Genomic DNA, 26,130 nt, shown 5'->3' on the forward strand with positions numbered 1-26,130 from the left:
CGCACCCTCTATACGGCACCGTATGGGCGGGCTAGCCTCGCTGTTGTACGCCACCGTATAACTGGTTCGGCAGGGAGATCCCATGGCCGTCGGCTTAGTTGCCTTTCACTGCGCCCAGCACGAGTACGCCGAGGGGGTGAGGCGATGAGGCTTCCGAACGCCACGCACACTTCGCGACCGTGGCGGATTCATGAACTCGCCCCCGATTTCCGGGTGGAGGACGTGTGGTCCTTCCGCACCCCCGGCGCCGGGCCGGATGACTTCCCCGTGATGCTCGCCGCGCTGGCGGCGGCCGGCGGGGCCGGCACCCAACCGCCCCTGGTCCGGCTGTTGTTCGCGGTGCGCTGGAAGCTCGGTGCGCTGTTCGGCTGGGACGCCCCCGAGACCGGGCTCGACAGCCGGGTCCGCTCGCTGTGCGACCGCCTGCCGGATGACCTGCGCGGGCCGGCGACCGGGACGACGACGCCGGACACCCCCTTCACCACCGTGTACGAGCTGCCGGCCGAGGCCGCCAAGGAGCTGGCGAACAGGACCGTCCACACCATCTGCCACCTCGGGTGGGTGCCGGCCGGCAACGGTGAGTACGAACTGCGGATGGCGGCCCTGGTCAAACCCAACGGCCTCTTCGGACGGCTCTATATGGCCGGCATCAAGCCGTTCCGCCACCTGATCGTCTACCCGGCGCTGACCCGCCAGTGGGAACGCGCCTGGCGCGACCGTGAGCGTCTGTGCGCCCGGCCGCAGCAGCCCTAAGCGTGGGCGGCTGCCCGCCCCGCGCGCCGCTCACGGAGCGCCTGCCGGGTCGCGTACAGGGTGATGGACGCGGCGGCGACCATGGCCGTCAGGCCCAGTACGACCGTGCCGGACCAGCCCCCCGCCCGGAAGGCCAGCGCGCCCGCCATGCCGCCCACCGAACTGCCCGTGTAGTACGCGGTCTGGTACAGCGCCGAAGCCTGGGCGCGCCCCGTCTGGGCCGTGCGGCTCACCGAGGACGAGGCCACCGCGTGGCCCGCGAAGAAGCCGGCCGTGATCAGCACCAGGCCGAGGAGGACGGAGAGCAGCGAGTCCGCCAGGGAGAGCAGCAGGCCGAAGGCCGTGGTGCCCATTGCGAGGTAGAGCGCCCCGCGCCGTCCCAGCCGGCCGACCAGCTTTCCGGCCGTGGCCGAGGAGGCGGTGCCCACCAGGTAGACCAGGAAGATGGAACCGACCACACCCTGGGGGAGGTTGAAGGGCTGTCCGGCCAGGCGGTAGCCGATCACCGTGTAGACCGCGCCGAAGACGGTCATAAACAGGGCGCCGATGGCGTAGAGCCGCAGCAGCAGGCCGTCCGACAGATGGCCGCGCAGGGTACGCCCCAGCTCGCGCGGCGCCAGTGAACCCGGGGTGAAATGACGGGCCTTGGGGATCAGCACCCGGAAGGCCACGGCGCACCCCACCGCCAGCGCGCCCACCGCCGCGAGCCCCGCGCGCCAGCCCCACGCCTGGGCCACCCAGCCGGCCAGAATCCGCCCCGACATGCCGCCGATGGCGTTTCCGGCGACAAACAGCCCGACCGCGCCCACCAGGGCCCTGGGCCGTACCTCCTCGGCGAGGTAGGCCATCGCCGAGGCCGGCACCCCGGCCAGCGCCGCGCCCTGCACCGCGCGCAGCGCGACCAGCCAGCCCAGGCCCGGGGCGAACGGGACCAGCAGCCCCACCAGTCCCGCCACACAGAGGGCCGCCGTCATCACCGCGCGCCGGCCGTAGCGCTCGGAGAGCGCGCTGAGCGGGACCACGGCGAGGGCGAGTCCGCCGGTGGCGGCGGAGACGGTCCAGGACGCCTGGTCGGGAGCCACGCCCAGGCCGCTGGAGATCGCGGGCAGCAGGGCCTGGGTGGAGTAGAGGAGCGCAAAGGTGGCGACTCCGGCGGCGAAGAGCGCGAAGCTCATCCGGCGGAAGCGCGGATCGCCGGGCGCCAGGCGGGAGTTGGGATCAGGGGACGGCGAGCTGGAGGCATCCGCGCGCACGCTGGCGGCGGATGCCCCGGTATCGGCAGGAGGCATGGCCAAACCGTATGCACGCTGCATTTGATGCGTCCAATGCACAAAGTGTCCATAATCCATCCCGTGGCGCATCAGCACAGCTCAGGAGGGTCCTTGTCACCGTTGGGCAACGAAGAAGACATCCCGGTTACATACGACATCCTTGCGGGGACGCCCGAAATCGCCCCGGGCTCCTGGGCGGCCACCCTCACTCCCAGGCTGGCCCAGTTTGTCGCCGCCGCCCGGCACGAGCATGTCACCCGGGCCGCGCAGCAACTGGCCATGCCGCAGTCCACGTTGAGCCGGTCGATGGCGCGGCTGGAGCAGGACCTGGGGGTGACGCTCTTCGCCCGCCGGGGCCGTACGGTCTCGCTCACCGCGGCGGGACGGGCGTTTCTGTCCTCGGTGGAACGGGCCCTCGCCGAGGTGGACCGGGCGGCGGAGTCGGTACGGGCGGACGCGGACCCGGCGGGCGGCAAGGTGGCCTTCGGCTTTCTGCACACCCTCGGCTCGGAGACGGTACCGGAACTCATCCGCGCCTTCCGGGTCGATCACCCCAGGGTGCGCTTCCAGTTGGTGCAGAACTATGGCGAGGCGATGCTGGAGCGGCTGCGCGCGGGGGAGTTGGACCTGTGCCTGACCTCGCCGGTGCCGGACGCGCCGGATCTGGTGGCGCGGCGGCTGGACGAGCAGAAGCTGCGGCTGGTGGTGCCGGAGGATCACCGGCTGGCGGCGCGCAAGCGGGTGCGGCTGGCGGAGGCCGCGTCGGAATGGTTTGTCACCCTGGAGCCGGGTTACGGACTGCGGCGGATCACCGACGCGGTGTGCGCGGCGGCCGGGTTCACGCCGAAGGTGGCCTTCGAGGGGGAGGAGGCGGAGACGCTGCGGGGGCTGGTGGCGGCGGGGCTGGGGGTCGCCCTGCTGCCGCCGCCCGCCGTGCCGCGCCCCGGAGTTGTGGAGTTGACGGTCACCGCGCCGCGGGCGGTGCGGGAGATCGGGGTCGCCTGGCGGGAGGGGCATCCGGATACGGCTCCGGTGGCGGCGTTCAAGCGGTTTCTGCTGGCGCGGCGGGGGCAGTTGCTGCGGGGGGCGGGGGAGTGAGCGCGGGTTCGTTTCCGCCTGCGGCGGGCTCACCCCGCCCGCGCGCCACCCGTGACCGTTGTCAGCCGAGTTGAGCTCTCCATCAGTGGCCGGTCGCCGTCGGCGGCTGCGGACGGGCGGATCAGTACCCCAGCGACGAACCGAACCCCGCGGCGAGCGGCATCCGCAAGCCCAGCGGCGGCGGTGCCGCCAGCGCGTCGGCCACCGGACGGGCGTAGGGATGCCCAAAGAGCGAACCCCGGACGAAGTCCACGGCCAGCGCCAGCACTTCACCGCGATGCTGGCGCAACGCATGCCCGTCCGAGTGCACTTCGAACCGGCACACCTGCCGGTTCACCTTCTTCGCCCGCTCCGCCAGCCGGTAGGACAGATCCGGATCCGTACGCTCGTCATTGGTGCCGTGCACCAGCAGCACCCGCCGCCCCGCCAGCTGCCGCACCGGATCCGGGTCCAGCACCGCCTCCGGCTCCGGCAGCCAAGGCGCCAGGGCCAGCACCGCGGCCACCGCCGGATGGCCCGCGGCCCGCAGCGCCGCCCGGCCGCCCAGGCCCGTACCGGCCAGGCACACCGGTACATCGCCATAGCGCCGCAGCACCTCGTCCAGCGCCCAGGCGGTGTCGCCCACCGGGTGCGCGGAGGTCCCGTTCCAGCCCCGGCAGCGGTAGCGCAGCACATGGACGGCCAGGCCGTCCGCCGCGCAGGCCCGGGCCAGCCGGCGGGCCAGCGGCCGCTGGGCGGCCAGCGAACGGGCCGTGGGGCGGCGGGTGCCGGCCTCCCGGCCCTCGGGCAGGAGCAGGGCCACCCCATGCACCCGGGCGGCGGCCCCCAGCGGCTTGCCCAGGCGGGGAGCCCGCTGCGGAACCGGCGGCGCGAACGCTTGCTGAGCCATGGCAGACAACGATGGCAGAAGGAGGCCCGGAGTCCACCCAGGCGATGGGTCACCGTTCCGTATCGTTCGGTGATATCTACGCGCGTAGGGCTTAGAGTGCCGAAATGACGAGCGAGAGCATCACTCAACCCACCCCCGAACAGATCCGCCGCGCCCCCAAGGTGCTGCTCCACGACCACCTCGACGGCGGCCTGCGCCCCGCCACCATTGTCGAGCTGGCCGACCGGGTCGGCTACGACAAGCTCCCCGAGACCGACCCCGACCGGCTGGGCGTCTGGTTCCGGGAGGCCGCGGACTCCGGCTCGCTGGAGCGCTACCTGGAGACCTTCTCCCACACCTGCGCCGTCATGCAGACCCGCGAGGCCCTGGTGCGGGTGGCCGCCGAGTGCGCCGAGGACCTCGCCGAGGACGGCGTGGTCTACGCCGAGGTGCGCTACGCCCCCGAGCAGCACCTGGAGGCCGGGCTCACCCTGGAAGAGGTCGTGGAGGCGGTGAACGAGGGCTTCCGCGAGGGCGAGCGCCGGGCCCACGCCAATGGCCACCGCATCCGGGTCGGCGCCCTGCTCACCGCGATGCGGCACGCCGCCCGCGCCCTGGAGATCGCCGAACTGGCCAACCGCTACCGGGACTCGGGCGTGGTCGGCTTCGACATCGCCGGCGCCGAGGCGGGCTTCCCTCCCACCCGCCACCTGGACGCCTTCGAATACCTCAAGCGCGAGAACAACCACTTCACCATTCACGCCGGTGAGGCATTCGGCCTGCCCTCCATCTGGCAGGCCCTCCAGTGGTGCGGCGCCGACCGGCTCGGCCACGGCGTGCGCATCAGCGACGACATCGAGATCGCCGAGGACGGCACCGTCCGGCTCGGCCGGCTGGCCTCCTATGTGCGCGACAAGCGCATTCCGCTGGAGATGTGCCCGACCTCCAATCTCCAGACGGGCGCGGCGAGTTCCTATGAGGAGCACCCGATCGGGCTGCTGCGCAAGCTGCATTTCCGGCTCACCGTGAACACCGATAATCGGCTGATGAGCGGCACCAGCATGAGCCGTGAATTCGAGCACCTGGTCAAGGCGTTCGGCTACACGCTGGACGACATGCAGTGGTTCACCGTCAACGCGATGAAGTCCGCCTTCATCCCATTCGATGAACGTCTGGCGATGATCAATGACGTGATCAAGCCGGGTTATGCGGAGTTGAAGTCCCAGTGGCTTTTCCGGCAGACGGCCACCGCACCGGTGGCGGGCAACGGCGCGGAGCAGGAACGGAACTGACCGCCGCATCGCGGCGAATACCGTGAAGACGGCCGGGACTCAAGAGAGTCCCGGCCGTGTCGTTGGCCCCGGCCCGTCGTTCTGGTGACTAGGTTGCAAAGCCGCGTGTAATGCCCGGACATTCCCCCCGTCACTGAGGACAGATTCCAAATGAAGCAGGGAACCATCAAGTCTTTCGGTATCGCCGCTCTCGGGGCCGTCATCGCCACCGGCGCGGCCGGCACCGCCTCGGCAGCGGGCCCGTTCGAGACGGCGGCCACCACGGCCCAGTCCGTGACGCGGTCCCTCCCCATCGAGGACGTCGCCCCCATGGTGCCGGGCGGCCCGGTGCTCTCCGCTGCCAACCGCGTCGTCGGCTCCTCGGCCTTCACCCAGGCGACCAAGGCCCTGGACAAGGCCACCACCAGCCAGGGACGTCATGTCCGCCGGGTCAGCAGCACCCGCCATGGTGTCCAGCAGACGCCCGCCGCGGAGACGGCCACCGAGGCCGCCCCGGCCGACGCTCCGGCCGCCGCCCCGGCCAAGAAGGCCGCCCCCAAGGACAGCAAGGGCAACGGCGGGCTGCTCAGCGCCCTGGGCAAGCTGCCGGTCGGCCTGCCCAAGAACGGCCTGTCCATGCCGATCGGCACCGGCGGGGGCCACTGACCTCACGCCGCCGAAGCCGTTAAACGCCGGACGGGCTCACCTCGGCCCGTCCGGCGTTTGACGTCCTCCGCAGCGTGCGCTCCCCGCGGACCTCGCCGGGCGCCTCACCGGCGGCGGGCAGCCCGCGGCGCAGCCGGCCGCGCACCGCCGGGACCACCGCCAGATACGCCAGCGTCACACCGGTCACATTCAGCAACAGCGCGTCCAGGTCCAGCACCTGGCCCACCACCCCGCTGCGCACCGCCTGCAATACCAGCGAGAGCATGGCGCTGGTGAAGACCGTACGGGCCAGCGAGCCCAGCGGGGAGACCTCGATCCGGCCGCCCGCCCACGGCAGCAGCACCCCCAGCGGCGCAAAGGGCAGCAGCCCCGCGCAGATGGCCCGCGCCGCCTGCCAGGGGCCCAGCGCCAGGTCGGCACGGAGCGTGGCGAAGGGCTCCATATGCGCGGCGGTCACCCAGGGTGCGGTGAGCGGACGCAGGGCCAGCCAGCCCACTGCGATCAGATGCGCCGCGAGGAGTACGCAGCCCACGACGCGGTAGCGGTATCGGAGGGCGGGCGTACCGCCATAACCATGACGCTGCACGCACCACAGGACGCGGCGCGCGGGGCGCGCGGTTCCGGCCGCGGGTACGCAGCGTCAGCGCCGGTGCAGGAGCCGGTCCCGGGACCGGCTCAGGGTGCCGGGGTGCCCCCGCCCTGCAGGGTCTCCGGATGGGCCCGGGTCTCCTCGGTGCACGGATAGCCACGGGGCGGCTCCGCGCCCGGACCGCCCAGCACCACCACCCGCTTGCCGCCGGTGGCGGCCGTCCCGGCGAAGGTGCACACCACCTGGGCCAGCGCCAGCGGCGAGAGCTCATCGGGCGGGGTGCTCAGCCGCAGGGCGTCGGCCGGATCACCCTGGCGCGGGCCGGTCACCGTCAGCCGCTGCGGCACATCGGTGGAGAACCCGGCCTCGTCCTCGGCGGGCGTGGGCTGCCGGCGCAGCTCGTCCAGCAACGCCTGGGCCAGCCCCGGCGCGTCCTGGCGGCCGGCCGTGGCCACCGCCCGGGTCACCGGCAACAGCTGGGAGGTGCACACCAGTTGGACCGGCATGCTCACCGTGCCGGCCGGCGGGGTGGCCGGTGCCTGGGGGTGTACCTGGCAGGTGGCGCGGGAGGGTGCGCCGCCCGCGTCCACCGGTACCGCGGTGCCCCGGATCCCGCACCCGGCCAGGGCGCACAGCGCCAGAGCCAGCAGCGCGCCACGCGCGGTGCGTCTCATCGTGCGCCCCCTTCCGGGGAGCCGGGCCCGGAGCCCGTCCCGCCGGGGTGCCCGGCATCGCCCTCCGGCCGGGCCGGCTCGCTGTCCCTGGGCAGGGTCAGGGTGAACACCGCACCGCCCTCTGGGGAGTTGGCCGCGGTGATCTCGCCACCATGGATATGGGCGTTCTCCAGCGCGATGGACAGCCCCAGCCCACTGCCCTCCGAACGCGGCCGGGAGGCACTGGCCTTGTAGAACCGGTCGAAGACATGCGGCAGGACATCCTCGGGAATGCCGGGGCCATGGTCGCGCACCTCGATCACCAGCAGCTCACCTTCGCCGTCGCGGGCCCGGGTGCGCACCGAGACCCGCACCGGGGAGCCGCCGTGCTTGAGCGCGTTGCCGATCAGATTGGCCAGGATGACATCCAGGCGGCGCGGGTCCAGGCGGGCCATGATGCCGCGCTCGGCGTCCAGTTCCACCGCGTCCAGCCAGGCGCGGGCGTCGATGCAGGCGGTCACCTGGTCGGCCACGTCCACATCGTCCAGCACCAGGCGGGCGGTGCCCGCGTCAAAGCGGGTGACCTCCATCAGGTTCTCCACCAGGTCGTTCAGCCGCCGGGTCTCGCTGCACACCAGCTGGACCGCGGGCGCGATCATCGGGTCCAGGGAATCGGCCTCGTCCTCCAGCACCTCGGTCACCGCGGTGATCGCGGTCAGCGGGGTGCGCAGCTCATGCGACATATCGGCGACAAAGCGGCGGCTGGCCGCCTCCCGGGCGCTGAGCTCCTCCACCCGCTTCTGCAGCGACTCGGCGGTCCGGTTGAACGTCCGGGAAAGATCGGCGAGTTCATCGGTGCCCGACACCTGAAGCCGGGTGTCCAGCTTGCCCTCGCCCAGCCGGCGCGCCGCCTCGCCCAGGCGCTGCACCGGCCGCAGCACGGTGGAGGCGGCCGCCTGGGCCAGCAGCGCCGAACCGATCAGGGCCAGGCCGGTGGCGATCCCCAGCGACCAGGCCAGGGAGTTGAGGTCGGCCCGCTCATTGTCCAGGGACTTGAGCAGATAGCCGGTGGGGCCGCCGCCGATCACCCTGGCGCCGCCCACCAGATAGGGCTTGCCGTCCAGGGTGATCCGCTGCCAGTACAGGTGGTACGGGTAGGGATTGGAATCGTCCACCCGGCGCTGCCGGTTGACCGCGGTGACCAGGGTCTGCGGCACCACCTTCAAGGTGAACAGATCACGGTCGGAGGGCGCCGCGCAGTCACCGCCGCCCTTGACCTTGCCGATCAGCAGCACCTCGTACTTCTGCGAGGTGGCCGCCATCCGGTCGGCGGCCTCCTGGAGTTCGGGGCAGGTCGGCGTCACGGGCAGCGAACCGGTGTTGTCCTGGAGGGACTTGCGGAAGTCGTCCAGGGCCGCGTTCTGGGTACGGGTGAGCACCGCGTCCCGGTTGAGCCAGTAGGCGATCGCCGAGGCCGAGACCGCGGCGGCCAGCGCCACCAGCGCGAAGACCAGCATCAGCCGTAGCCGCAGACTGATCCACCGCATGCTCAGCCGCATGACGTTCCTGGGCGCCCAGCCCCGTGCCCGACCGGGCTCTGCCATGGGTATCCGTACCAATCGCTCGCTACTGCGGGGTGTCCAGGCGGTAGCCGACCCCGCGGACCGTGCGGATCAGGGTAGGGGAGGACGGCACGTCCTCGACCTTCGCCCGCAGCCGCTGGACACAGGCGTCCACCAGGCGGGAGTCGCCGAGGTAGTCGTGCTCCCAGACCAGGCGCAGCAGCTGCTGGCGGGAGAGCGCCTGGCCGGGCCGCCGGCTGAGCTCCAGCAGCAGCCGCAGCTCGGTCGGGGTGAGCTGGAGGTCCTCCCCGTTCTTGGTGACCGTCATCGCGGAGCGGTCGATCACCAGGGAGCCGAAGGTCGCCGAGTCATTGGACTCCCGCTCGCCGCGGCGCAGCACGGCCCGGATCCGGGCGTCCAGCACCCGGCCCTGCACCGGCTTGACCACATAGTCGTCGGCCCCCGACTCCAGGCCCACCACCACATCGATGTCATCGCTGCGGGCGGTCAGCAGGATGATCGGCAGCTGGTCGGTGCGACGGATGCGGCGGCACACCTCGAAGCCGTCGATGCCCGGCAGCATCACATCCAGCACGATCAGATCCGGCCGCTGCTCACGCAGCATCTTCAGGCCGTCCTCACCCGTCGCCGCGGTCACCACACGGTGGCCCTGACGGGACAGGGAGAACTCGAGGGCCGTGCGGATGGCGTCGTCATCCTCGATCAGCAACAGGAAAGGCACGGTGGTCATTCTGGCCTACGACAGGCCGGTAGTTCGACTCGCCCGGCTCCGCCGGGTTCGTCACGGCCCCTGTTGCAGTGCTGTGACAGTCGGCGGACAGCGTGATGAAACTGGCCCGGCAGGCTTGGGTTCACCGGGCAGCACGAAGGTCCGGCACCACCGGACCTACTGGCTTCCATGACGGGGGGCGCGAGATGAACACGCTGCACAGCATCACCACTGGCGCGGTGCGCACGCGCCTGCACGACACCGGCCGCGGCGCACGGGGCAACGGCCGGGGCCGGGCACCGTATCTGGCCGCGATCGACGCGGAGGTCTATGCGCTTCCGGCCCCCGCCGCCGAGAAGTCCACGGAGCGCGACGACGCCCGCCGGGAAGCTCCTCTTTCCGCCTCACAGCGCGAGGCGGAGTTCACGGCGTATGTCCAGGAGCGGCGCGCCGCCCTCTACGCCACCGCCTACCACCTCACCGGCGACCGCTACGAGGCCGAGGACCTGCTGCAGAGCGCGCTGTTCTCCACCTACCGGGCGTGGGACCGGATCACCGACAAGGCGGCCGTCGGCGGCTATCTGCGCCGCACCATGACCAATCTGCACATCAGCGCCTGGCGCCGGCGCAAGCTCAACGAGTACCCGACCGAGGAACTGCCGGAGCAGCCGGGCGAGCAGGACGCGATGCGCGGCACCGAACTGCGCGCGGTGCTCTGGCAGGCGCTGGCCCGGCTGCCCGAACTGCAGCGCACCATGCTGGTGCTGCGCTACTACGAGGGCCGTACCGACCCGGAGATCGCGGAGATCCTGGACATCAGCGTGGGCACGGTCAAGAGCAGCATCTGGCGCTCGCTGCGCCGGCTGCGGGAGGACGAGGCCATCGGTTCCGGCCGGGGCGTCGAGGAGTCCTTCGGCGAGCTGGTGGCCTGAACGTCCCCCGGGGAACCGGGGGATACGGGGGAGCAGGGGGGAACGGGGGAGGAAAACGGGGGAACAGAGGGGGGAAAGGGAGCGGGCGGACAGCCGGGGGGTCTGTCCGCCCGCTCTCGTCATATCCGGGCTTCTGCCGTCATGTCCGGGCTTTCCCGGTCATGTTTGGTTTCTGCCGTTATGCCCGGGCTTCCTCGGGGTGTGGTGACCGTACGGCCGCCCGGCAGCGCCGCCCGGCCGCGGCGGCCGCGGCGATCCGGCCCATCGCCGCCTGCCCGTCGCAGGGGTGCGCCCCCAGCGCCACCTGGCGGGCCACAATGGCCCGTTCACCGCGCATCAGGCGCAGCCCGCGGCGCAGCAGATAGACCACCGGCTTGCGGCCCTCGCGCACATCGCGCAGAAAGCGGCGGCGGAAGGTGGTCGCCGGGCGGCCGCGCAGGCACAGCGCGTCGGCCAGCAGGTCCAGTTCCCGGCAGCGCTCGATGACATCGGCGGCGAAGATGCCCTCCGCGATGAACAGCCGGGTACGGCCGATGTCCAGGGTGCTGCGCCCGGTGATGGAGCTGGAGCCGATGTCATAGCGGGGCACCTCGGTGCGCGAGGTGCGGCACAGCTCCTCGATGGCCCGTACCGCCGCCGCGGCGTCCCAGGACAGCGGGGAGTCCCAGTCGGCGCCGCCGCCGTCCGGGAGTTGGGGCAGCGTGGGGTCGGTGCCCTCCTTGTAGAAGTCGTCCAGGTTGAGAACCGGAAGGCCGGTGCGGGCCGCCAGCGAGGACTTGCCGGAACCGGAGGGACCGGTCAGCAGGATCACCCGGGCAGGCGCGGCCGAGGAGGGCAGGAGGGAAGTCACGGAACACCAGTGTGACGCATTGACCCGCATGAGGGATCCCTCCGGGTCTGGGTGTGCGCGAGGTGTCACGGCTCAACTACGCTGCGTCGCTGAACGCTTCATCCCTTATCGGGAAATCCCCGGAACTCACCCTCGGCAGGTTGTCATGGCTCGTCATGCTCGCTCCCGTCGTTCCTCCCTGCGGCTGCCACGCTCCGTGGTACGCGCCGGACTGACCGCCTCCGCCGGGGCGACCCTGGTCGCCGCGGCCGCCGCCCAGGCCAGTGCCGCCGGGCCCGCGCACGCCTCGTTCGGGCGGACGGATGTGATGGCGGCGGTGGACGGGATGCACACCGCGCTCCAGAAGTCGGTGGCCGGACTCTCGCCCGTGATCAAGACCCTGCCGGTCAACCCGCTGGCGAAGACGCCGGTCGATCCGCTGAACAACCAGGCCCGCACCCAGGTCGCGGACTTCAAACCGGTGAGCACCTCGGCGGTCACCGGGCCGCTGTCGGTGGAGGGCGGCAAGGTGCAGAATCTGCCGGTGGCGGGCGGGGCGCTGGGCAAGCTGCTGCCGTAACGCGTCCGCGGTTCTCCGGCGATGGGTCACGGCCGGTCCGGCACCGCCGGACCGCACCGTGGTGGCCGGCCGCCGTGGTGACGGGCAGGGACCCGGGGGCTTCGCCCCCGGGTCCGAGCGGCCGGGCTCAGTACGACGAACCGCCGGCGCCCAGCGAACCCGTGGGGTGCCAGACGGTCTTGGTCTCCAGGAAGGCCGTCAGCCGGTCGGTGCCCGGCTCGGCGGAGAAGTCCACCGAGCGCGGACGGAAGACCCGCTTGAGGTTGTCCGCGGCGCCGATCTCCAGCTCCCGTGCCAACTCCGCGTCCGCACCGGCCAGATCGACCGCGTTGACGTCCTGGTGCGCGGCCAGCGGAACCGCCAGCTCCGCGGTCCGGCCGGAGAGCAGGTTGACCACACCGCCCGGCAGGTCCGAGGTGGCCAGCACCTCGCCCAGCGACAGCGCGGGCAGCGGGGCCCGCTCGGAGGCGATCACCACGGCGGTGTTACCGGTGGCGATCACCGGGGCGATCACCGAGACCAGGCCCAGGAAGGACGACTCCTGCGGGGCCAGCACGGCCACCACACCGGTGGGTTCGGGCGAGGAGACATTGAAGAACGGCCCCGCGACGGGGTTGGCGCCCCCGACGATCTGGGCGACCTTGTCGGTCCAGCCCGCGTACCAGACCCAGCGGTCGATGGCCGCGTCCACCTGCGCCGCCGCCTTGGCCTTGGACAGGCCCTCGGCGTCGGCCACCTCGGCGGTGAACTGATCCCGGCGCCCCTCCAGCATCTCCGCGACGCGGTAGAGGATCTGGCCCCGGTTGTAGGCCGTCGCACCCGACCAGGCGCCGAACGCCTTGCGCGCGGCGACCACCGCGTCCCGGGCGTCCTTGCGGGACGAAAGCGGGGCGTTGGCCAGCCAGTTGCCCTTTGAGTCCGTCACCTCGTACACCCGCCCGCTCTCGGACCGGGGGAACTTGCCCCCGACGAACAGCTTGTAGGTCTTGAGAACGCTCAAGCGATCAACAGTACTCATTTGCGCTCGCCCTCCGGGCTCGACGGGGCGAGGTACGCCTCCAGACCGTGGCGGCCGCCCTCGCGGCCGAAGCCCGACTCCTTGTAGCCGCCGAACGGCGAGGTCGGGTCGAACTTGTTGAACGTATTGGCCCAGACGACCCCGGCGCGCAGCTTGTCGGCCACGGCCAGCATCCGGGAGCCCTTCTCGGTCCAGATGCCCGCAGACAGGCCGTACTGCGAGTTATTGGCCTTGGCCACGGCCTCGGCCGGGGTACGGAAGGTCAGCACGGACAGCACCGGGCCGAAGATCTCCTCGCGGGCGATCCGGTGCGCCTGGGTGACGCCGGTGAACAGCGTGGGGGCGAACCAGTAGCCATGGGACGGGAGTTCACAGGCCGGGGCCCAGCGCTCGGCACCCTCGGCCTCGCCGCTGTCGGCCAGCGCGGTGATCCGGGCCAGCTGCTCGGCGGAGTTGATGGCACCGATGTCGGTGTTCTTGTCCAGCGGGTCGCCCACGCGCAGGGTGGACATCCGGCGCTTGAGGGCGTCCAGCAGCTCGTCCTGGATGGACTCCTGGACCAGCAGCCGGGAGCCCGCGCAGCAGACCTGGCCCTGGTTGAAGAAGATGCCGTTGACGATGCCCTCGACGGCCTGGTCGATGGGGGCATCGTCGAAGACGATATTGGCGCCCTTGCCGCCCAGCTCCAGGGTGAGCTTCTTGTCCGTACCGGCCACGGTACGGGCGATCTGCTTGCCGACGGCGGTGGAGCCGGTGAAGGCCACCTTGTCGATGCCCTCATGGGCGACCAGCGCGGCACCCGTGGAGCCGTCGCCGGTAAGGATGTTGACGACACCCTTGGGCAGGCCCGCCTGGCGGCAGATGTCCGCGAAGAACAGGGCGGACAGGGGGGTGGTCTCGGCGGGCTTGAGCACCACCGTGTTGCCCGCGGCCAGCGCCGGGGCGATCTTCCAGGCCAGCATCAGCAGCGGGAAGTTCCACGGGATGACCTGGCCCGCGACACCCAGCGGGCGGGGGTTGGGGCCGAAGCCGGCGTAGGAGAGCTTGTCGGCCCAGCCCGCGTAGTAGAAGAAGTGCGCGGCGACCAGGGGGAGATCGGCGTCGCGGGTCTCCCGGATCGGCTTGCCGTTGTCCAGGGTCTCCAGGACGGCCAGTTCGCGGGAACGCTCCTGGATGATGCGGGCGATACGGAAGAGGTACTTGGCGCGCTCGGAGCCGGGCAGCGTGGACCACTTCTCAAATGCCTTGCGGGCGGCCTTGACCGCAGCGTCCACATCCTCGGCGCTCGCCTGCGCCACCTCGGAGAGGACCTCCTCGGAGCTGGGCGAAACCGACTTGAAGACCTTGCCGTCGGAGGCTTCGCGGAACTCGCCGTCGATGAACAGCCCATAGGAGGAGGCGATTTCGACGACCGAGCGGGACTCGGGGGCCGGTGCGTATTCGAAGGCCATGGTCAGTCCACCGTCACATAGTCGGGACCGGAGTAGCGCCCGGTGCTCAGCTTCTGGCGCTGCATCAGCAGGTCGTTGAGGAGGCTGGAGGCGCCGAAGCGGAACCAGTGGTTATCCAGCCAGTCCTCGCCCACGGTCTCATTGACCAGCACCAGGAACTTGATGGCGTCCTTGGTGGTGCGGATGCCGCCGGCCGGCTTCACTCCGACCTGGACACCGGTGAGTTCGCGGAAGTCGCGGACCGCCTCCAGCATCAGCAGGGTGTTGGCCGGGGTGGCGTTCACCGCGACCTTGCCGGTGGAGGTCTTGATGAAGTCCGCGCCGGCCAGCATGCCGATCCAGGAGGCGCGGCGGATGTTGTCGTACGTGGACAGCTCGCCGGTCTCGAAGATGACCTTGAGGCGGGCGTTGCCGCAGACCTCCTTGACGGCCTTGATCTCCTCGAAGACCTCGAGGTAGCGGCCGGACAGGAAGGCGCCCCGGTCGATCACCATGTCGATCTCATGGGCGCCCGCGGCCACCGCGTCCTTGGTGTCGGCCAGCTTGACCGGCAGCGCGGCGCGGCCCGCGGGGAAGGCGGTGGCGACGGAGGCGACCTTGACGTCGGAGCCCTGCACGGCTTCGACGGCGGTGGCCACCATGTCGGGGTAGACACAGACCGCGGCGGTGCGGGGGGTGCCGCGGTCGGTCGGGTCCGGGTTGAGGGCCTTGCCGCACAGGGCCCGGACCTTGCCCGGGGTGTCCGCACCCTCCAGGGTGGTGAGGTCGATCATCGAGATGGCCAGATCGATGGCGTATGCCTTGGCCGTGGTCTTGATCGAACGGGTACCGAGCGTGGCTGCGCGGGCTTCGAGCCCGACCGGATCGACCCCCGGCAGTCCGTGCAGGAAGCGGCGCAGCGTGCCCTCGGAGGCGGTCACGTCCGCCATCGAGGCCAGTCGCTCCGCGGCGTCATTGCCGGAGGAGGGGACTTCCGTACGAGGGTGAATAGTCACCGGATGAGCATATCTACGCGCGTAGCAACTGTCATCAGGCGGAAAGCGGTTGTGACCGTTCCGTTTTGCTGGCGAACACCGGTGAGAGCTCTTGGCCTTGGGTGTTGCCGTACCGCAACCTCCGACCGGGGAACGGTCCGGCAGAATCGGGCGCATGACCACTCCCGAGGCACCGCAGTATGCCGACCGCTGCTACCGCTCCTCCGCCGGGATCGGCAGCGGGGTGCTGCTGCTGGCCCTGACCGCATGGCTGGGCGGTGACGCGCTGGTGCGCGGTACGGGCCGGACGCCGTGGCTGGCGCTGGCCGGGATGCTGCTGGTGGTGCCGGTGGTGATCGCGTTCACCCTGCGGCCCGCGGTGTGGGCCGGCGAGGACCGGCTGCTGGTGCGCAACCCCTTCCGCACCATCACTCTGCCCTGGGCCTCGGTGGACACGGTACGGGCCGGGTACTCCAGCGAGGTGCTGGCCGGGGGGCGGAAGTACCAGCTGTGGGCGATCCCGGTGTCGCTGCGGCAGCGCAAGCGGGCCGCGCGGCGGGTGACGCGGGATGTGGCGCAGGGGACGCCGGGGGCTGCCGCCGCGCCGGAGCCGGTGCGGGCCGCGGCGGACCAGGCCATCGCGGACCTCCGCGACCTGGCCGAACGCTGCGCGGGGCGGGAGTCGGCGCAGGGTGCGCCTGTTGTGCGCTGGGCCTATGAGTTGCTTGCCCCCGCTGGGGCGGGGGCGGTTTTGCTGGCGGTGCTGCTCGCGTTCGCGTAGCCGGGCACGGCTGAGGGTGCGCCCTCGGGGCGCTGGTATCGCTTCGGGGTGCGCCCTGAGGGGCGCGGGGAACTGCGCGACCAGGCGACGACGGCCCGCACGGGCACGGGAGCTCGGGCCGGCTGAGCCGTGGAGTCGGCTCCGCCGGGGCGGGGCGCCGTTGACCGCCGGGTCACATTCCGGGTGCGGGCCGTATGTGGCCGGTCGCGCAGTTCCCCGCGCCCCTGGGTGGGGTGCCCCATTAGGGGCGCGGGGAACTGCGCGAGCAATTGGGGGCGGCCCGCAGTCGAAATGAGTCCTGGCCCGGCTGGGCGCGCCGTTGGGCGCTGGGTCGCGTTGCGGCTGCGGGCCGTCTGTGGCTGGTCGCGCAGTTCCCCGCGCCCCTTACAGGGCGCCCCCGGCGAATCGTGCGGCCTCGCCGGGGTGAGCCCTGGTGCTGAGGGGCGGCCCCTCAGATGCCCGCGGCGCGGGAAAGGTCGGCCTTGATCGCCGAGAGCACCTCGGCCGCATGGGCACGCGCATCCCCCAGCCCGCTCGCCGAGGCGACCGGAACCACAACCTCCAGGTAGCACTTGAGCTTGGGCTCGGTACCGCTGGGCCGGACGATCACCCGGGCCCGGGAGACCGTACCCGCCTCATCCCCGGCCAGCTGGTAGCGCAGCCCGTCCGTCGGCGGCAGCGCCTCCGTGCCCTTGGCCAGGTCCTCCGCCGAGGAGACCCGCAGCCCGGCCAGCACCGCCGGCGGCTGCGAGCGCAGCCGCCGCATGGCGTCGGCGATCAGCGAGAGGTCCTGCACCCGCACCGACAGCTGGTCGGTGGCGTGCAGCCCATGCTCCACGGCCAGATCGTCCAGCAGGTCGGTCAGCGTACGGCCGGACTCCTTCAGCTCGGCCGTCAGCTCGGCGACCAGCAGGGCGGCGGTGATGCCGTCCTTGTCGCGGACGCCCTCCGGGTCCACGCAGTAGCCCAGCGCCTCCTCGTAGGCGTAGCGCAGCCCGTCCACCCGGGCCAGCCACTTGAAGCCGGTGAGGGTCTCGGTGTACGGCGTGCCGGTGGAGGCGGCCGCGATCCGGGACAGCAGCGAGGAGGAGACGATGGTGGTGGCGAAGGTGCCACCGGCCTTCTTGTGCACCAGGTGGGTGGCGAGCAGCGCGCCCACCTCGTCACCGCGCAGCATCCGCCAGCCCTCGGCGGTGTCCGGGGCGGGCACGGCGACCGCGCAGCGGTCCGCGTCCGGGTCGTTGGCGATGATGATGTCCACCGCCTCGCCGCGGGCGACGGCGTCCCGGGCCGTGGCGAAGGCCAGGTCCATCGCGCCCGGCTCCTCCGGGTTGGGGAAGGCGACGGTGGGGAAGTCCGGGTCCGGGTCGGCCTGCTGGGCGACCACCAGGGGCGCCGGGAAGCCGGCCCGTTCGAAGGCGGCGGTCAGCACGGTGCGGCCGACGCCGTGCATCGGCGTGTAGACCACCCGGGCGTCACGGGCGGAGCCATTGGTGAGGACGGCGTCGGTGCGCTCCAGGTAGGCCCCGACCACGGACTCGCGCAGGGTCTCCCAGCCGGTGTCCGGCCGGGGCACATCAGCGAGGCTGCCGATGGCCGCGATCTCGGCGGCGATGTCCGCGTCGGCGGGCGGCACGATCTGGGAGCCGTCGCCCAGGTAGACCTTGTAGCCGTTGTCCCGCGGCGGGTTGTGGCTGGCGGTGACCTCGACGCCGGCCACTGCGCCCAGGTGGCGGATGGCGAAGGCGAGCACCGGGGTGGGCAGCGGGCGGGGCAGCAGCGCGGCCTTCAGGCCGGCGCCCACCATCACTGCCGCGGTGTCCCGGGCGAAGTCGGCGCTCTTGTGGCGGGCGTCATAGCCGATGACCACCGTGCCACCGGCGTGGCCCTGCTTCTTGAGATAGGCGGCCAGCCCGGCCGCGGCCCGGATGACCACGGCGCGGTTCATCCGCATGGGGCCCGCGCCCAGCTCACCGCGCAGACCGGCGGTGCCGAACTGCAGGGTCCCGGCGAAACGGTTGGCCAGCTCGGACAGGTCGCCGGCCTCGATGAGCGCGGCGAGCTCGGCACGGGTCTCGGCGTCGGGGTCCTCGGCGAGCCAGGTCCGGGCCCGGTCGATGAGCTCTCGCTCCTGCTCCACGGTTCTCCTCCGGAGGTGGATATGAAGATGCGGGATCGTTGGGACGGGTGAAGGGGGCGGGGTTCGCACCCCGCCCCCTTCTACCCATCGGCGGCAGCCACCTGCCGTCAGAGCTTCGGCAGCACCTGCGCCAGCAGCGCACCCATGCGGGCGGCGGAGTCGCGGCCGGCCTGGAGCACCTCTTCGTGGTTGAGCGGCTCACCGGTCATGCCCGCGGCCAGGTTGGTGACCAGGGAGATGCCCAGCACCTCGGCGCCCGCCTCGCGGGCCGCGATGGCCTCCAGCGTGGTGGACATGCCGACCAGGTCGGCGCCCAGGGTGCGGGCCATCCGGACCTCGGCCGGGGTCTCGTAGTGCGGGCCGGGGAACTGCGCGTAGACGCCCTCCTCCAGGGAGGGGTCCACCTCCTTGCACAGGGTGCGCAGCCGCTGCGAGTACAGGTCGGTGAGATCGACGAAGTTGGCGCCGACGATCGGGGAGGTGGCGGTGAGGTTGAGGTGGTCGCTGATCAGCACCGGCTGGCCGGGGCGCATCCCGTCGCGCAGACCACCGCAGCCGTTGGTCAGCACCACGGTCTTGCAGCCGGCGGCGACCGAGGTACGCACCCCGTGCACCACGGCGGCCACGCCGCGGCCCTCGTAGTAGTGCGTACGGCCGAGGAAGACCAGCGCGCGCTTGTCGTTGACCTTGTACGAGCGGATGGTGCCCGCGTGGCCCGCGACCGCGGCCTTGGTGAAGCCCGGCAGCTCGGTGACCGGGAACTCGGCCTCGGGGGCGCCGAGCGCTTCGGTGGCGGGGACCCAGCCCGAGCCCATGACCAGGGCGACGTCGTGGGTCTCGGCGCCGGTCAGCTCGCGCAGGCGGGCGGCGGCCTGGTCGGCGGCGGCGTACGGGTCGGCCTGGATGTCCGGAGTAACTGATGCGTTCACGCGGACGAGGGTAACCGGTCATCGCCTACGCGCGTAGATGTCCCAGGTCACGGTCCAGCGACGGTCACCTCACGGATGGCGCCGAAGGGCCCGGACCAAAGTCCCCCGGTCAGCAGGGCCGCTTGCGCAGTTCCATCACATAGTCGTGCGGCGCTCCGGCCGACTCGGCGGCGTCGGCGATCTCACCCAGATAGCGGGCCGAGGGCAGCCCGCCCTCATAGCCGTTGAGCACATAGATCCAGGCCGGCTCCTCGCCGTCCAGGGTGTCCACCCGGACCTTCAGCCGCCGGTAGATGTCCAGGCCGACGCCCTCCCAGCGGTCCATGGACTCCTCGTCCATCGGGGCGATGTCGTACAGCGCCACAAAGACCTGGGCGCCGGGCTCCTCCACCACGGTGGCCAGCGCGCCCTCCCAGCCCATCTGCTCCCCGCCGAAGGTCAGCCGCCAGCCGTTGAGCCATCCGGTGCCGCGCAGCGGGGAGTGGGGGGCGCGGCGGGACATCAGCCGGGCGTCGAGGTTGCCGGCGTAGGCGGCGTAGAGCGACATGGTTCTGAGGGTACGGGAGTGAGGCGGGACCGCATTTGGGATGGCAGGCTCATGGGGAGGGCCCCGGAGGGAGTCGCTTTGATGGGTGCGGGACAATGGAGTACGTGACTCGGATCGTGATCATCGGTGGCGGACCCGGCGGCTATGAAGCGGCGCTCGTCGCCGCTCAGCTCGGCGCGGAGGTGACCGTCGTCGATTGCGACGGTCTGGGCGGGGCGTCGGTGCTCACCGACTGCGTGCCCTCGAAGACTCTTATCGCCACCGCCGAGGTGAAGACCAACTTCGACTCCTCGTATGAAGAGCTGGGGATCACGGTTGACGACGGCGAGGACGGCACCGTGGTCGGCGTGGACCTGGGCAAGGTCAACCGCCGGGTGAAGCGGCTGGCGCTGGCCCAGTCGCACGACATCACCGCCTCGGTGACCCGGGCCGGCGGCCGGGTGCTGCGCGGCCGGGGCCGGCTGGAGCCGCAGCAGTCCGCCGACGGCTCCCGCCGGGTGGTGGTACGGGCCGCGGACGGCACCGAGGAGACCCTGGTGGCGGACGCGGTGCTGATCGCCACCGGCGCCCACCCCCGGGAGATCCCGGACGCGCTGCCGGACGGCGAGCGCATCCTCAACTGGACCCAGGTCTACGACCTGGAGGAGCTCCCCCGGGAACTGATCGTGGTGGGCTCCGGTGTCACCGGCGCCGAGTTCGCCGGCGCGTACCAGGCGCTGGGCTCCGAGGTGACCCTGGTCTCCTCCCGGGACCGGGTGCTGCCGGGCGAGGACCCGGACGCGGCCGCGGTGCTGGAGGATGTCTTCCGCCGCCGCGGGATGAATGTGATGGCCCGTTCGCGGGCCCAGTCGGCCAAGCGGGTGGGCGACCGGGTGGAGGTCACCCTCGCCGATGGGCGGGTCATCTCCGGTACGCACTGTCTGATGGCCGTCGGCTCCATCCCCAACACGGCCGGGATCGGCCTGGAGGAGTCCGGCGTCCGGCTGACCGAGTCGGGTCATATCTGGACCGACAAGGTCTCGCGCACCAGTGCGCCGGGCGTGTACGCGGCCGGTGACTGCACCGGAGTGCTCGCACTGGCGTCCGTCGCCGCCATGCAGGGCCGAATTGCCATGTACCACTTCCTGGGTGATGCGGTGACCCCGCTCAATCTCAAGGCGGTATCCGCGAACGTGTTTACGGATCCGGAGATTGCCACGGTCGGTTATTCGCAGGCGGACGTGGACAACGGCCTGATTGACGCCCGGGTGGTCAAGCTCCCGCTGCTGCGCAATCCGCGGGCCAAGATGCAGGGCATTCGCGATGGATTCGTGAAGATGTTCTGCCGCCCCGGCACCGGCATCGTGGTGGGCGGCGTGGTGGTGGCACCGCGGGCCAGCGAGCTGATTCATCCCATCTCGATCGCGGTTGACAACAATCTGACAGTGGAACAGATCGCGAACGCGTTCACCGTGTACCCGTCCCTGTCCGGCTCGATCGCCGAAGTGGCACGGCAGTTGCACACCAGGAAGACCCAGCGGGAGTCCTGAGTTGCCAGGGAGCCGGATGAGGCGATCAACTTCCCGGCTCCCTATATCACTTACCGGCCTGCCCGGCGGGTGGCTTCCGTTAATTGCCGCAACCTGCTGAAAGCCGATGGTCGTTGGCGTTACTGTCGGTTTCGTGTTCGCTGCAGAACGTCGTCAATTGATCCTCGAAATGGTGCGGGCCAACGGGGCGGTATCGCTCCGGGAGCTCGCCCGCGTTGTCCAGACCTCCGAAGTGACCGTGCGGCGTGACGTACGGGCACTGGAAGCCGAAGGGCTGCTGGACCGCCGGCACGGTGGCGCGGTGCTCCCCGGCGGTTTCACCCGGGAGTCGGGCTTCCCGCAGAAATCCCATCTAGCCACCGCCGAGAAGACGGCCATCGCCGATCTCGCGGCGAGCTTCGTCGAAGAGGGCGAGGCCGTCGTGGTCGGCGCCGGCACCACCACCCAGGAGCTGGCCCGCCGCCTGGCGCGGGTGCCGGGCCTGACCGTGGTCACCAACTCCCTGCTCGTTGCCCAGGCCTTGGCGCACGCCAACCGGGTCGAGGTCGTGATGACCGGCGGCACGCTGCGGGGTTCCAACTATGCGCTGGTCGGCAGCGGGGCGGAGCAGTCGCTTCAGGGGCTGCGGGTGTCCCGGGCCTTCCTCTCCGGCAGCGGTCTGACCGCCGAACGGGGCCTGTCCACCTCCAATATGCTCTCCGCCAGCGTGGACCGGGCGCTGGTGCAGGCGGCGGCGGAAGTGGTGGTGCTGGCCGACCACACCAAGCTGGGCACCGACACCATGTTCCAGACGGTGCCCACCGATGTCATCACCAGACTGGTGACCGATGAGCCCCCCGCTCATGACGACCGCGCGGCGACGGAACTCCAGGCTCTCGCCGACCAGGGGGTGCACATTTCGGTGACCGGCTCCGGTCCGGGTGCCCCCGGTGCCTCCGGCGACGGCCGCCGCCGCGATATGCCTCCGCTGCCGGGGCAGCGGCGGACCCATCCGCTGGCCGCTGACGGCCGGCATGGTCCGCAGTACCCCGGCGGGCCGGGGCAGGGGGGTGCGCCTGGGGCGCAGCTGCGCGGTGCGCTTCCGGTGGGTGAGCAGGCGTCGGTACGGGTCGCCGATTTGGCCCCGCGGCGGAGATAAGGGTGCCCCCGTAAGGGGCGCGGGGAACTGCGCGAGCAAGCATTGGCCGCCCGCAGCCGATGACGAAACCCCGGGCCGGGGTTTCACTGTCGGGTGCGGGCCGCCATCGGCTGGTCGCGCAGTTCCCCGCGCCCCTTACGGGGCGCCCAGAAGGACCGTTACCCCTGGATGCCGCGCAGCGTCAGCTTCAGCAGGCGGTCGGCCAACTCCGGGTCCTCCGGGGACTGTTCGACCGCCAGCGAGATCGCATTGGTCAGCTGCATCAGATCGGCGATGTCCACATCGGGCCGCACCACACCCGCCTGCTGCGCCCGGGCCAGCAGCGTGCTGCCCGCCGCCCGCATGGGCGTGCTGCACCGGGACAGCGCGCTGGCCTCGTCGCTCTGTGCGGCCATCAGCGCCCTGGACAGCCCCCGGTAGGTGCTGGCGTGCGTCACGATGGCCCGTAGCCAGTCCACCAGCGCCCGGCAGGGCTCGGGTGCCGCCAGCAGCTCGCGGGAGCGGGCCAGCAGCTTGTCCACCTCGTCCTGGAAGACGGCGCTCATCAGCGCCGTGCGGTTGGGGAAGTGCCGGTACAGCGTTCCGATGCCGACCTCGGCCCGGCGGGCGATGTCCTCCAGGGAGGCATCGGTGCCATGCGCGGTGAAGGCCGTACGCGCCTCGCTGAGCAGCCGTTCGTAGTTGCGGCGTGCGTCCGCGCGCATGGGCCTTGGTGACGTCCGCGCCGTATCGGTCGTCATGTCCGTCCGTCCTCCCGCTCGCTCCCCCGCGAACCCAAGGATGCCATCAACGCGACGGGGCCCCTGGCCGTTACCGGACAGGGACCCCGCGGGACGAGCGCCGGGCGCGGATCAGTCCTTGATCTCGCAGATGACGGCGCCGGACGAGACCGAGCCGCCGACCTCGGCGGTGATGCCCTTCACGGTGCCCGCGCGGTGGGCGTTGATGGGCTGCTCCATCTTCATGGCCTCCAGGACCACGATCAGGTCGCCCGCGGCCACCTGCTGGCCCTCCTCCACGGCCACCTTGACGATGGTGCCCTGCATCGGGGAGGTCAGCGAGTCACCGGAGGCCGCGGCCCCGGCCTTCTTGGCGGCGCGGCGCTTGGGCTTGGCGCCACCGGCGGCCGCGGTACGGGCGATGGTCATGCCCAGCGAGGAGGGCAGCGAGACCTCCAGGCGCTTGCCGCCGACCTCCACCACCACCGTCTCCCGGCCGGGCAGTTCCTCGTCCTCCTCGGCCGCGGCGCCGGTGAAGGGCTGGATGGTGTTGTTGAACTCGGTTTCGATCCAGCGGGTGTGGATCCGGAAGGGCTCGGCGGTGAAGTCGGGGTCGGCGACCACGGCGCGGTGGAAGGGGATGGCGGTGGCCATGCCCTCGACCTCGAACTCGGCCAGGGCGCGGGCGGCGCGCTGCAGGGCCTGTTCCCGGGTGGCGCCGGTGACGATCAGCTTGGCCAGCAGGGAGTCCCAGGCCGGGCCGATGACCGAGCCGGACTCCACACCGGCGTCCAGGCGCACGCCCGGGCCGGTGGGCGGGCTGAACTTGGTGACGGTGCCGGGGGCGGGCAGGAAGTTGCGGCCCGGGTCCTCGCCGTTGATGCGGAACTCAAAGGAGTGACCGCGCGCCGGCGGGTCGTCGTAGCCGAGCTCCTCGCCGTCGGCGATGCGGAACATCTCCCGCACCAGGTCGATGCCGGTGACCTCCTCGGTGACCGGGTGCTCCACCTGAAGACGGGTGTTGACCTCCAGGAAGGAGATGGTGCCGTCCTGGCCGACCAGGAACTCCACGGTGCCCGCGCCGACATAGCCGGCCTCCTTGAGGATGGCCTTGGAGGCGCGGTACAGCTCGGCGTTCTGCTCCGCGGACAAAAACGGGGCCGGGGCCTCCTCCACCAGCTTCTGGTGGCGGCGCTGCAGGGAGCAGTCACGGGTGGAGACCACGACCACATTGCCGTGCTGGTCCGCCAGGCACTGGGTTTCCACATGCCGGGGACGGTCCAGGTAGCGCTCCACAAAGCACTCGCCGCGGCCGAAGGCGGCCACCGCCTCGCGCACCGCGGAGTCATACAGCTCCGGGACCTCTTCCATGGTGCGGGCGACCTTCAGGCCACGCCCGCCGCCGCCGAAGGCGGCCTTGATGGCGATCGGCAGCCCGTGCTGCTCGGCGAAGGCCACGACCTCCTCGGCACCGGACACCGGGTCGGGGGTACCCGCCACCAGCGGCGCGCCCGCGCGCTGGGCGATATGACGGGCCGCCACCTTGTCGCCGAGGTCGCGGATGGCCTGCGGCGGGGGGCCGATCCAGATCAGCCCGGCGTCCAGCACGGCCTGGGCGAACTCGGCGTTCTCGGACAGGAAGCCATAGCCGGGGTGGACAGCGTCGGCCCCCGACTCGGCCGCCGCGGCGAGCACCTTGGAGATATCGAGGTAGCTGGTCGCGGGGGTGTCACCGCCCAGCGCGTACGCCTCGTCTGCCACCCGGACATGCAATGCGTCACGGTCCGGGTCGGCGTAGACCGCCACACTGCCGATCCCGGCATCCCGGCACGCACGAGCGACGCGGACAGCGATTTCGCCACGGTTGGCGATGAGCACCTTGCGCACGATGGCTCCCTCCTTGAAACAAGGTGAGTTTAGGTACTGGCGACACCTTGTGCCGACCCGACTTCCGGGGTGACCTTGCCCACACGCTGCGTTAACCGGGGTCCGAGGGACGTCCCCCGGATGGATGAGTTCCCCGATCTCCCACGGTACGCCGGGTTTCCTGGTGTCCGGCTGGAGCGCCGATGTGGTCCGGATCTCGGGCGGCTCGCGTGAGTGGTGATGACATGGATTTGTGGGGTCCCTACGAATGGGTGACGCAAAGTTTGCGTCTGGTCCGGAGCCCGGACATCTCCCGAGGAAGGGTTACCCGCCAGTAGTGGAGGTCATCCCCCGGGTAACGGCGGACCGGGCGGCGCCCTGGAGTCCGTCCGCCGTCAACTTCCCGGCCGTCGCCGCCACTTGGCGCAGGGCCGCCAGTACCTCGCCGCGCCGCCGGGCCAGCTCGGCGGCGGGCAGGGCCACCGAGACCGCGGTGGCCGGGGTGCCGGCGGCGGGCACCGGCACCGCCAGACAGGCCACCCCGGCCGCGCACTCCTCGATCTCCATGGCCATTCCCTCCCGCCGCACCCGGCGCAGCTGGGCCTCCAGGCGTTCCGGCGAGGTGATGGTGCGCGGGGTGATGGCGGGCAGTCCGGCGGCGGCCAGATAGCGGTGCCGGGCGGCCCGGGGCAGCGCGGCCAGCAGCACCTTGCCATGGGCGGTGGCGTGCGCGGCCTCGTCCCGGCCGGGGGCGAAGCCGCCGGTGGCGGCGGGTCCGCTGCCGGTGGCGGCCAGGACCGCCACCGTGCCGTCCCGGTAGCCGCTGAGGTAGGCGTCCGTACCCACCGCCCGGCGCAGCTCCAGCAGCAGCTCCTGGACCTCGCCGCCGATGCGCATCTGCCGCTGGAAGGCGTGGTGCAGGGCGGGCACCCGGTAGCCCAGCACATAGCCGGCCGGGGTACGGGCCAGATGGCCGCGGGCGGTCAGGGCGCCCAGCAGCTCATAGGCGGTGGACAGCCCGCAGCCCAGCCGCCGGGCCAGGACCTTGGCGGGCACCGGCCCATCGGCCTCGGCGAGGACGTCCAGTACGTCCAGGGCCCGGTCCACGGACTGCGGCATAACGGGGTTCCCTCCCGGTTCGTACGCTTGCCTTTGCTGTCCCAAGAGTGTGCGAATTCCCGGGATTTATGGGGGAGTTAGGGGTTGGGGCGGGCTGTGGCGGAGTGACCGATATGC

Annotated in this window: 25 protein-coding genes; 9 read left to right on the forward strand and 16 right to left on the reverse strand. The window is 71.6% G+C overall.

Translation table 11 applies throughout. The annotated features are described in order from the left end of the window. The first annotated feature begins 144 nt into the window (after nt 1–144). Entirely contained in the window at nt 145–753 is a 609-nt protein-coding gene (locus CV755_RS27330) for a DUF2867 domain-containing protein (RefSeq protein ID WP_109282919.1), read from the forward strand. Here CV755_RS27330 and CV755_RS27335 read toward each other — a convergent pair. Further along, complete coding sequence (locus tag CV755_RS27335; protein WP_109282920.1) at nt 750–2,042, reverse strand: MFS transporter; 1,293 nt, start codon at nt 2,040–2,042, stop codon at nt 750–752. The two genes, CV755_RS27330 and CV755_RS27335, sit on opposite strands and share 4 nt — an antisense overlap. A 63-nt stretch (nt 2,043–2,105) precedes the next feature. Between CV755_RS27335 and CV755_RS27340 the strand changes: the two genes are divergently transcribed. Continuing rightward, entirely contained in the window at nt 2,106–3,122 is a 1,017-nt protein-coding gene (locus CV755_RS27340; protein ID WP_109283552.1) for a LysR family transcriptional regulator, read from the forward strand. A gap of 121 nt (nt 3,123–3,243) precedes the next feature. On the opposite strand, the gene CV755_RS27345 is transcribed toward CV755_RS27340, so the two are convergent. After that, the gene (locus tag CV755_RS27345) at nt 3,244–4,011 is read right to left on the reverse strand and encodes an alpha/beta hydrolase (protein WP_109282921.1); all 768 of its coding nucleotides are present in this window, start codon (nt 4,009–4,011) and stop codon (nt 3,244–3,246) included. A gap of 104 nt (nt 4,012–4,115) precedes the next feature. Here CV755_RS27345 and CV755_RS27350 point away from each other — a divergent pair, with 104 nt between their 5' ends. Then, on the forward strand, nt 4,116–5,282 hold the full coding sequence (locus CV755_RS27350; RefSeq protein WP_109282922.1) for an adenosine deaminase: 1,167 nt from the start codon (nt 4,116–4,118) through the stop codon (nt 5,280–5,282). A 150-nt stretch (nt 5,283–5,432) separates the two neighbouring features. Continuing rightward, nucleotides 5,433–5,927, forward strand: coding sequence for a hypothetical protein (locus CV755_RS34995; protein ID WP_109282923.1), 495 nt, complete (start codon nt 5,433–5,435; stop codon nt 5,925–5,927). A gap of 19 nt (nt 5,928–5,946) precedes the next feature. Here CV755_RS34995 and CV755_RS27360 read toward each other — a convergent pair whose 3' ends face one another. From CV755_RS27360 to afsQ1, 4 genes are all read right to left on the reverse strand, one after another. After that, a complete protein-coding gene (locus tag CV755_RS27360; protein ID WP_109282924.1) occupies nt 5,947–6,513 on the reverse strand; it encodes a VanZ family protein in 567 nt (188 codons plus the stop codon). Nucleotides 6,514–6,602: 89 nt separating this feature from the next. Continuing rightward, nucleotides 6,603–7,190, reverse strand: a complete 588-nt coding sequence (locus CV755_RS27365) for a hypothetical protein (RefSeq protein ID WP_109282925.1) — start codon at nt 7,188–7,190, stop codon at nt 6,603–6,605. Continuing rightward, on the reverse strand, nt 7,187–8,773 hold the full coding sequence (locus tag CV755_RS27370; RefSeq protein ID WP_109282926.1) for an ATP-binding protein: 1,587 nt from the start codon (nt 8,771–8,773) through the stop codon (nt 7,187–7,189). The genes CV755_RS27365 and CV755_RS27370 overlap by 4 nt, the downstream gene beginning before the upstream one ends. Nucleotides 8,774–8,795: 22 nt before the next feature. Continuing rightward, on the reverse strand, nt 8,796–9,473 hold the full coding sequence (gene afsQ1, locus CV755_RS27375; protein WP_193553486.1) for a two-component system response regulator AfsQ1: 678 nt from the start codon (nt 9,471–9,473) through the stop codon (nt 8,796–8,798). 194 nt (nt 9,474–9,667) lie between these two features. Between afsQ1 and CV755_RS27380 the strand changes: the two genes are divergently transcribed. Next, nucleotides 9,668–10,393 (forward strand): SigE family RNA polymerase sigma factor, encoded by a 726-nt coding sequence (locus CV755_RS27380; RefSeq protein ID WP_109282928.1) that lies wholly within the window; start codon nt 9,668–9,670, stop codon nt 10,391–10,393. 178 nt (nt 10,394–10,571) lie between these two features. Here CV755_RS27380 and CV755_RS27385 read toward each other — a convergent pair whose 3' ends face one another. Further along, nucleotides 10,572–11,273, reverse strand: coding sequence for a nucleoside/nucleotide kinase family protein (locus CV755_RS27385; RefSeq protein WP_109282929.1), 702 nt, complete (start codon nt 11,271–11,273; stop codon nt 10,572–10,574). Between the two features lie 115 nt (nt 11,274–11,388). Between CV755_RS27385 and CV755_RS27390 the strand changes: the two genes are divergently transcribed. Continuing rightward, nucleotides 11,389–11,802 (forward strand): hypothetical protein, encoded by a 414-nt coding sequence (locus tag CV755_RS27390; protein WP_109282930.1) that lies wholly within the window; start codon nt 11,389–11,391, stop codon nt 11,800–11,802. A 127-nt stretch (nt 11,803–11,929) separates the two neighbouring features. On the opposite strand, the gene CV755_RS27395 is transcribed toward CV755_RS27390, so the two are convergent. From CV755_RS27395 to deoC, 3 genes are read right to left on the reverse strand one after another with little or no spacing between them, the layout of a single operon-like run. Further along, on the reverse strand, nt 11,930–12,820 hold the full coding sequence (locus CV755_RS27395; RefSeq protein ID WP_109282931.1) for an aldehyde dehydrogenase family protein: 891 nt from the start codon (nt 12,818–12,820) through the stop codon (nt 11,930–11,932). Further along, entirely contained in the window at nt 12,817–14,271 is a 1,455-nt protein-coding gene (locus tag CV755_RS27400; protein ID WP_109282932.1) for an aldehyde dehydrogenase family protein, read from the reverse strand. Before CV755_RS27400 ends, CV755_RS27395 begins: the two co-directional genes overlap by 4 nt. 2 nt (nt 14,272–14,273) lie before the next feature. Continuing rightward, nucleotides 14,274–15,200, reverse strand: coding sequence for a deoxyribose-phosphate aldolase (deoC, locus tag CV755_RS27405; protein ID WP_109282933.1), 927 nt, complete (start codon nt 15,198–15,200; stop codon nt 14,274–14,276). 220 nt (nt 15,201–15,420) lie between these two features. On the opposite strand from deoC, the gene CV755_RS27410 reads away from it, so the two are divergent. Continuing rightward, the gene (locus CV755_RS27410; protein WP_109282934.1) at nt 15,421–16,026 is read left to right on the forward strand and encodes a PH domain-containing protein; all 606 of its coding nucleotides are present in this window, start codon (nt 15,421–15,423) and stop codon (nt 16,024–16,026) included. Nucleotides 16,027–16,477: 451 nt separating this feature from the next. Here the strand turns inward: CV755_RS27410 and CV755_RS27415 are convergent, their stop codons facing one another. From CV755_RS27415 to CV755_RS27425, 3 genes are all read right to left on the reverse strand, one after another. Next, nucleotides 16,478–18,166 (reverse strand): phospho-sugar mutase, encoded by a 1,689-nt coding sequence (locus tag CV755_RS27415; RefSeq protein WP_109282935.1) that lies wholly within the window; start codon nt 18,164–18,166, stop codon nt 16,478–16,480. Between the two features lie 107 nt (nt 18,167–18,273). Continuing rightward, nucleotides 18,274–19,095, reverse strand: coding sequence for a purine-nucleoside phosphorylase (locus CV755_RS27420; RefSeq protein WP_109282936.1), 822 nt, complete (start codon nt 19,093–19,095; stop codon nt 18,274–18,276). 109 nt (nt 19,096–19,204) lie between these two features. Then, nucleotides 19,205–19,642 carry a gamma-glutamylcyclotransferase family protein gene (locus CV755_RS27425; protein ID WP_109282937.1) on the reverse strand — a complete coding sequence of 146 codons (438 nt, stop codon included), beginning with the start codon at nt 19,640–19,642 and terminating at the stop codon, nt 19,205–19,207. A gap of 95 nt (nt 19,643–19,737) precedes the next feature. On the opposite strand from CV755_RS27425, the gene CV755_RS27430 reads away from it, so the two are divergent. Then, the gene (locus CV755_RS27430) at nt 19,738–21,171 is read left to right on the forward strand and encodes an NAD(P)H-quinone dehydrogenase (RefSeq protein WP_109282938.1); all 1,434 of its coding nucleotides are present in this window, start codon (nt 19,738–19,740) and stop codon (nt 21,169–21,171) included. A 169-nt stretch (nt 21,172–21,340) separates the two neighbouring features. Then, a complete protein-coding gene (locus CV755_RS27435; protein ID WP_241561481.1) occupies nt 21,341–22,309 on the forward strand; it encodes a DeoR/GlpR family DNA-binding transcription regulator in 969 nt (322 codons plus the stop codon). A gap of 158 nt (nt 22,310–22,467) precedes the next feature. Here the strand turns inward: CV755_RS27435 and CV755_RS27440 are convergent, their stop codons facing one another. From CV755_RS27440 to CV755_RS27450, 3 genes are all read right to left on the reverse strand, one after another. Continuing rightward, a complete protein-coding gene (locus tag CV755_RS27440; protein WP_109282940.1) occupies nt 22,468–23,013 on the reverse strand; it encodes a TetR/AcrR family transcriptional regulator in 546 nt (181 codons plus the stop codon). Between the two features lie 147 nt (nt 23,014–23,160). Next, nucleotides 23,161–24,915: an acetyl/propionyl/methylcrotonyl-CoA carboxylase subunit alpha gene (locus CV755_RS27445; RefSeq protein ID WP_109282941.1), complete on the reverse strand. Its 1,755-nt coding sequence runs from the start codon at nt 24,913–24,915 to the stop codon at nt 23,161–23,163. A gap of 303 nt (nt 24,916–25,218) precedes the next feature. Continuing rightward, a complete protein-coding gene (locus CV755_RS27450) occupies nt 25,219–26,013 on the reverse strand; it encodes an IclR family transcriptional regulator (RefSeq protein ID WP_109282942.1) in 795 nt (264 codons plus the stop codon). Between the last annotated feature and the right edge of the window lie 117 nt (nt 26,014–26,130).

It is taken from the genome of Streptomyces orinoci (assembly GCF_003121295.1).
Lineage (GTDB): Bacteria > Actinomycetota > Actinomycetes > Streptomycetales > Streptomycetaceae > Streptomyces > Streptomyces orinoci.

What these genes read in the sequence shown, in the direction of transcription:
- CV755_RS27435 (WP_241561481.1), top strand. Translation starts at nt 21,341, where the DNA reads ATGGTGCGGGCCAACGGGGCGGTATCGCTCCGGGAGCTCGCCCGCGTT.
- CV755_RS34995 (WP_109282923.1), top strand. Translation starts at nt 5,433, where the DNA reads ATGAAGCAGGGAACCATCAAGTCTTTCGGTATCGCCGCTCTCGGGGCC.
- CV755_RS27380 (WP_109282928.1), top strand. Translation starts at nt 9,668, where the DNA reads ATGAACACGCTGCACAGCATCACCACTGGCGCGGTGCGCACGCGCCTG.
- CV755_RS27365 (WP_109282925.1), bottom strand. Translation starts at nt 7,190, where the DNA reads ATGAGACGCACCGCGCGTGGCGCGCTGCTGGCTCTGGCGCTGTGCGCC.
- CV755_RS27395 (WP_109282931.1), bottom strand. Translation starts at nt 12,820, where the DNA reads ATGAGTACTGTTGATCGCTTGAGCGTTCTCAAGACCTACAAGCTGTTC.
- CV755_RS27390 (WP_109282930.1), top strand. Translation starts at nt 11,389, where the DNA reads ATGGCTCGTCATGCTCGCTCCCGTCGTTCCTCCCTGCGGCTGCCACGC.
- CV755_RS27330 (WP_109282919.1), top strand. Translation starts at nt 145, where the DNA reads ATGAGGCTTCCGAACGCCACGCACACTTCGCGACCGTGGCGGATTCAT.
- CV755_RS27385 (WP_109282929.1), bottom strand. Translation starts at nt 11,273, where the DNA reads ATGCGGGTCAATGCGTCACACTGGTGTTCCGTGACTTCCCTCCTGCCC.
- CV755_RS27345 (WP_109282921.1), bottom strand. Translation starts at nt 4,011, where the DNA reads ATGGCTCAGCAAGCGTTCGCGCCGCCGGTTCCGCAGCGGGCTCCCCGC.
- CV755_RS27440 (WP_109282940.1), bottom strand. Translation starts at nt 23,013, where the DNA reads ATGCGCGCGGACGCACGCCGCAACTACGAACGGCTGCTCAGCGAGGCG.
- CV755_RS27370 (WP_109282926.1), bottom strand. Translation starts at nt 8,773, where the DNA reads ATGGCAGAGCCCGGTCGGGCACGGGGCTGGGCGCCCAGGAACGTCATG.
- CV755_RS27410 (WP_109282934.1), top strand. Translation starts at nt 15,421, where the DNA reads ATGACCACTCCCGAGGCACCGCAGTATGCCGACCGCTGCTACCGCTCC.
- deoC (WP_109282933.1), bottom strand. Translation starts at nt 15,200, where the DNA reads ATGGCGGACGTGACCGCCTCCGAGGGCACGCTGCGCCGCTTCCTGCAC.
- CV755_RS27450 (WP_109282942.1), bottom strand. Translation starts at nt 26,013, where the DNA reads ATGCCGCAGTCCGTGGACCGGGCCCTGGACGTACTGGACGTCCTCGCC.
- CV755_RS27400 (WP_109282932.1), bottom strand. Translation starts at nt 14,271, where the DNA reads ATGGCCTTCGAATACGCACCGGCCCCCGAGTCCCGCTCGGTCGTCGAA.
- CV755_RS27425 (WP_109282937.1), bottom strand. Translation starts at nt 19,642, where the DNA reads ATGTCGCTCTACGCCGCCTACGCCGGCAACCTCGACGCCCGGCTGATG.
- CV755_RS27350 (WP_109282922.1), top strand. Translation starts at nt 4,116, where the DNA reads ATGACGAGCGAGAGCATCACTCAACCCACCCCCGAACAGATCCGCCGC.
- CV755_RS27335 (WP_109282920.1), bottom strand. Translation starts at nt 2,042, where the DNA reads ATGCCTCCTGCCGATACCGGGGCATCCGCCGCCAGCGTGCGCGCGGAT.
- CV755_RS27430 (WP_109282938.1), top strand. Translation starts at nt 19,738, where the DNA reads ATGGAGTACGTGACTCGGATCGTGATCATCGGTGGCGGACCCGGCGGC.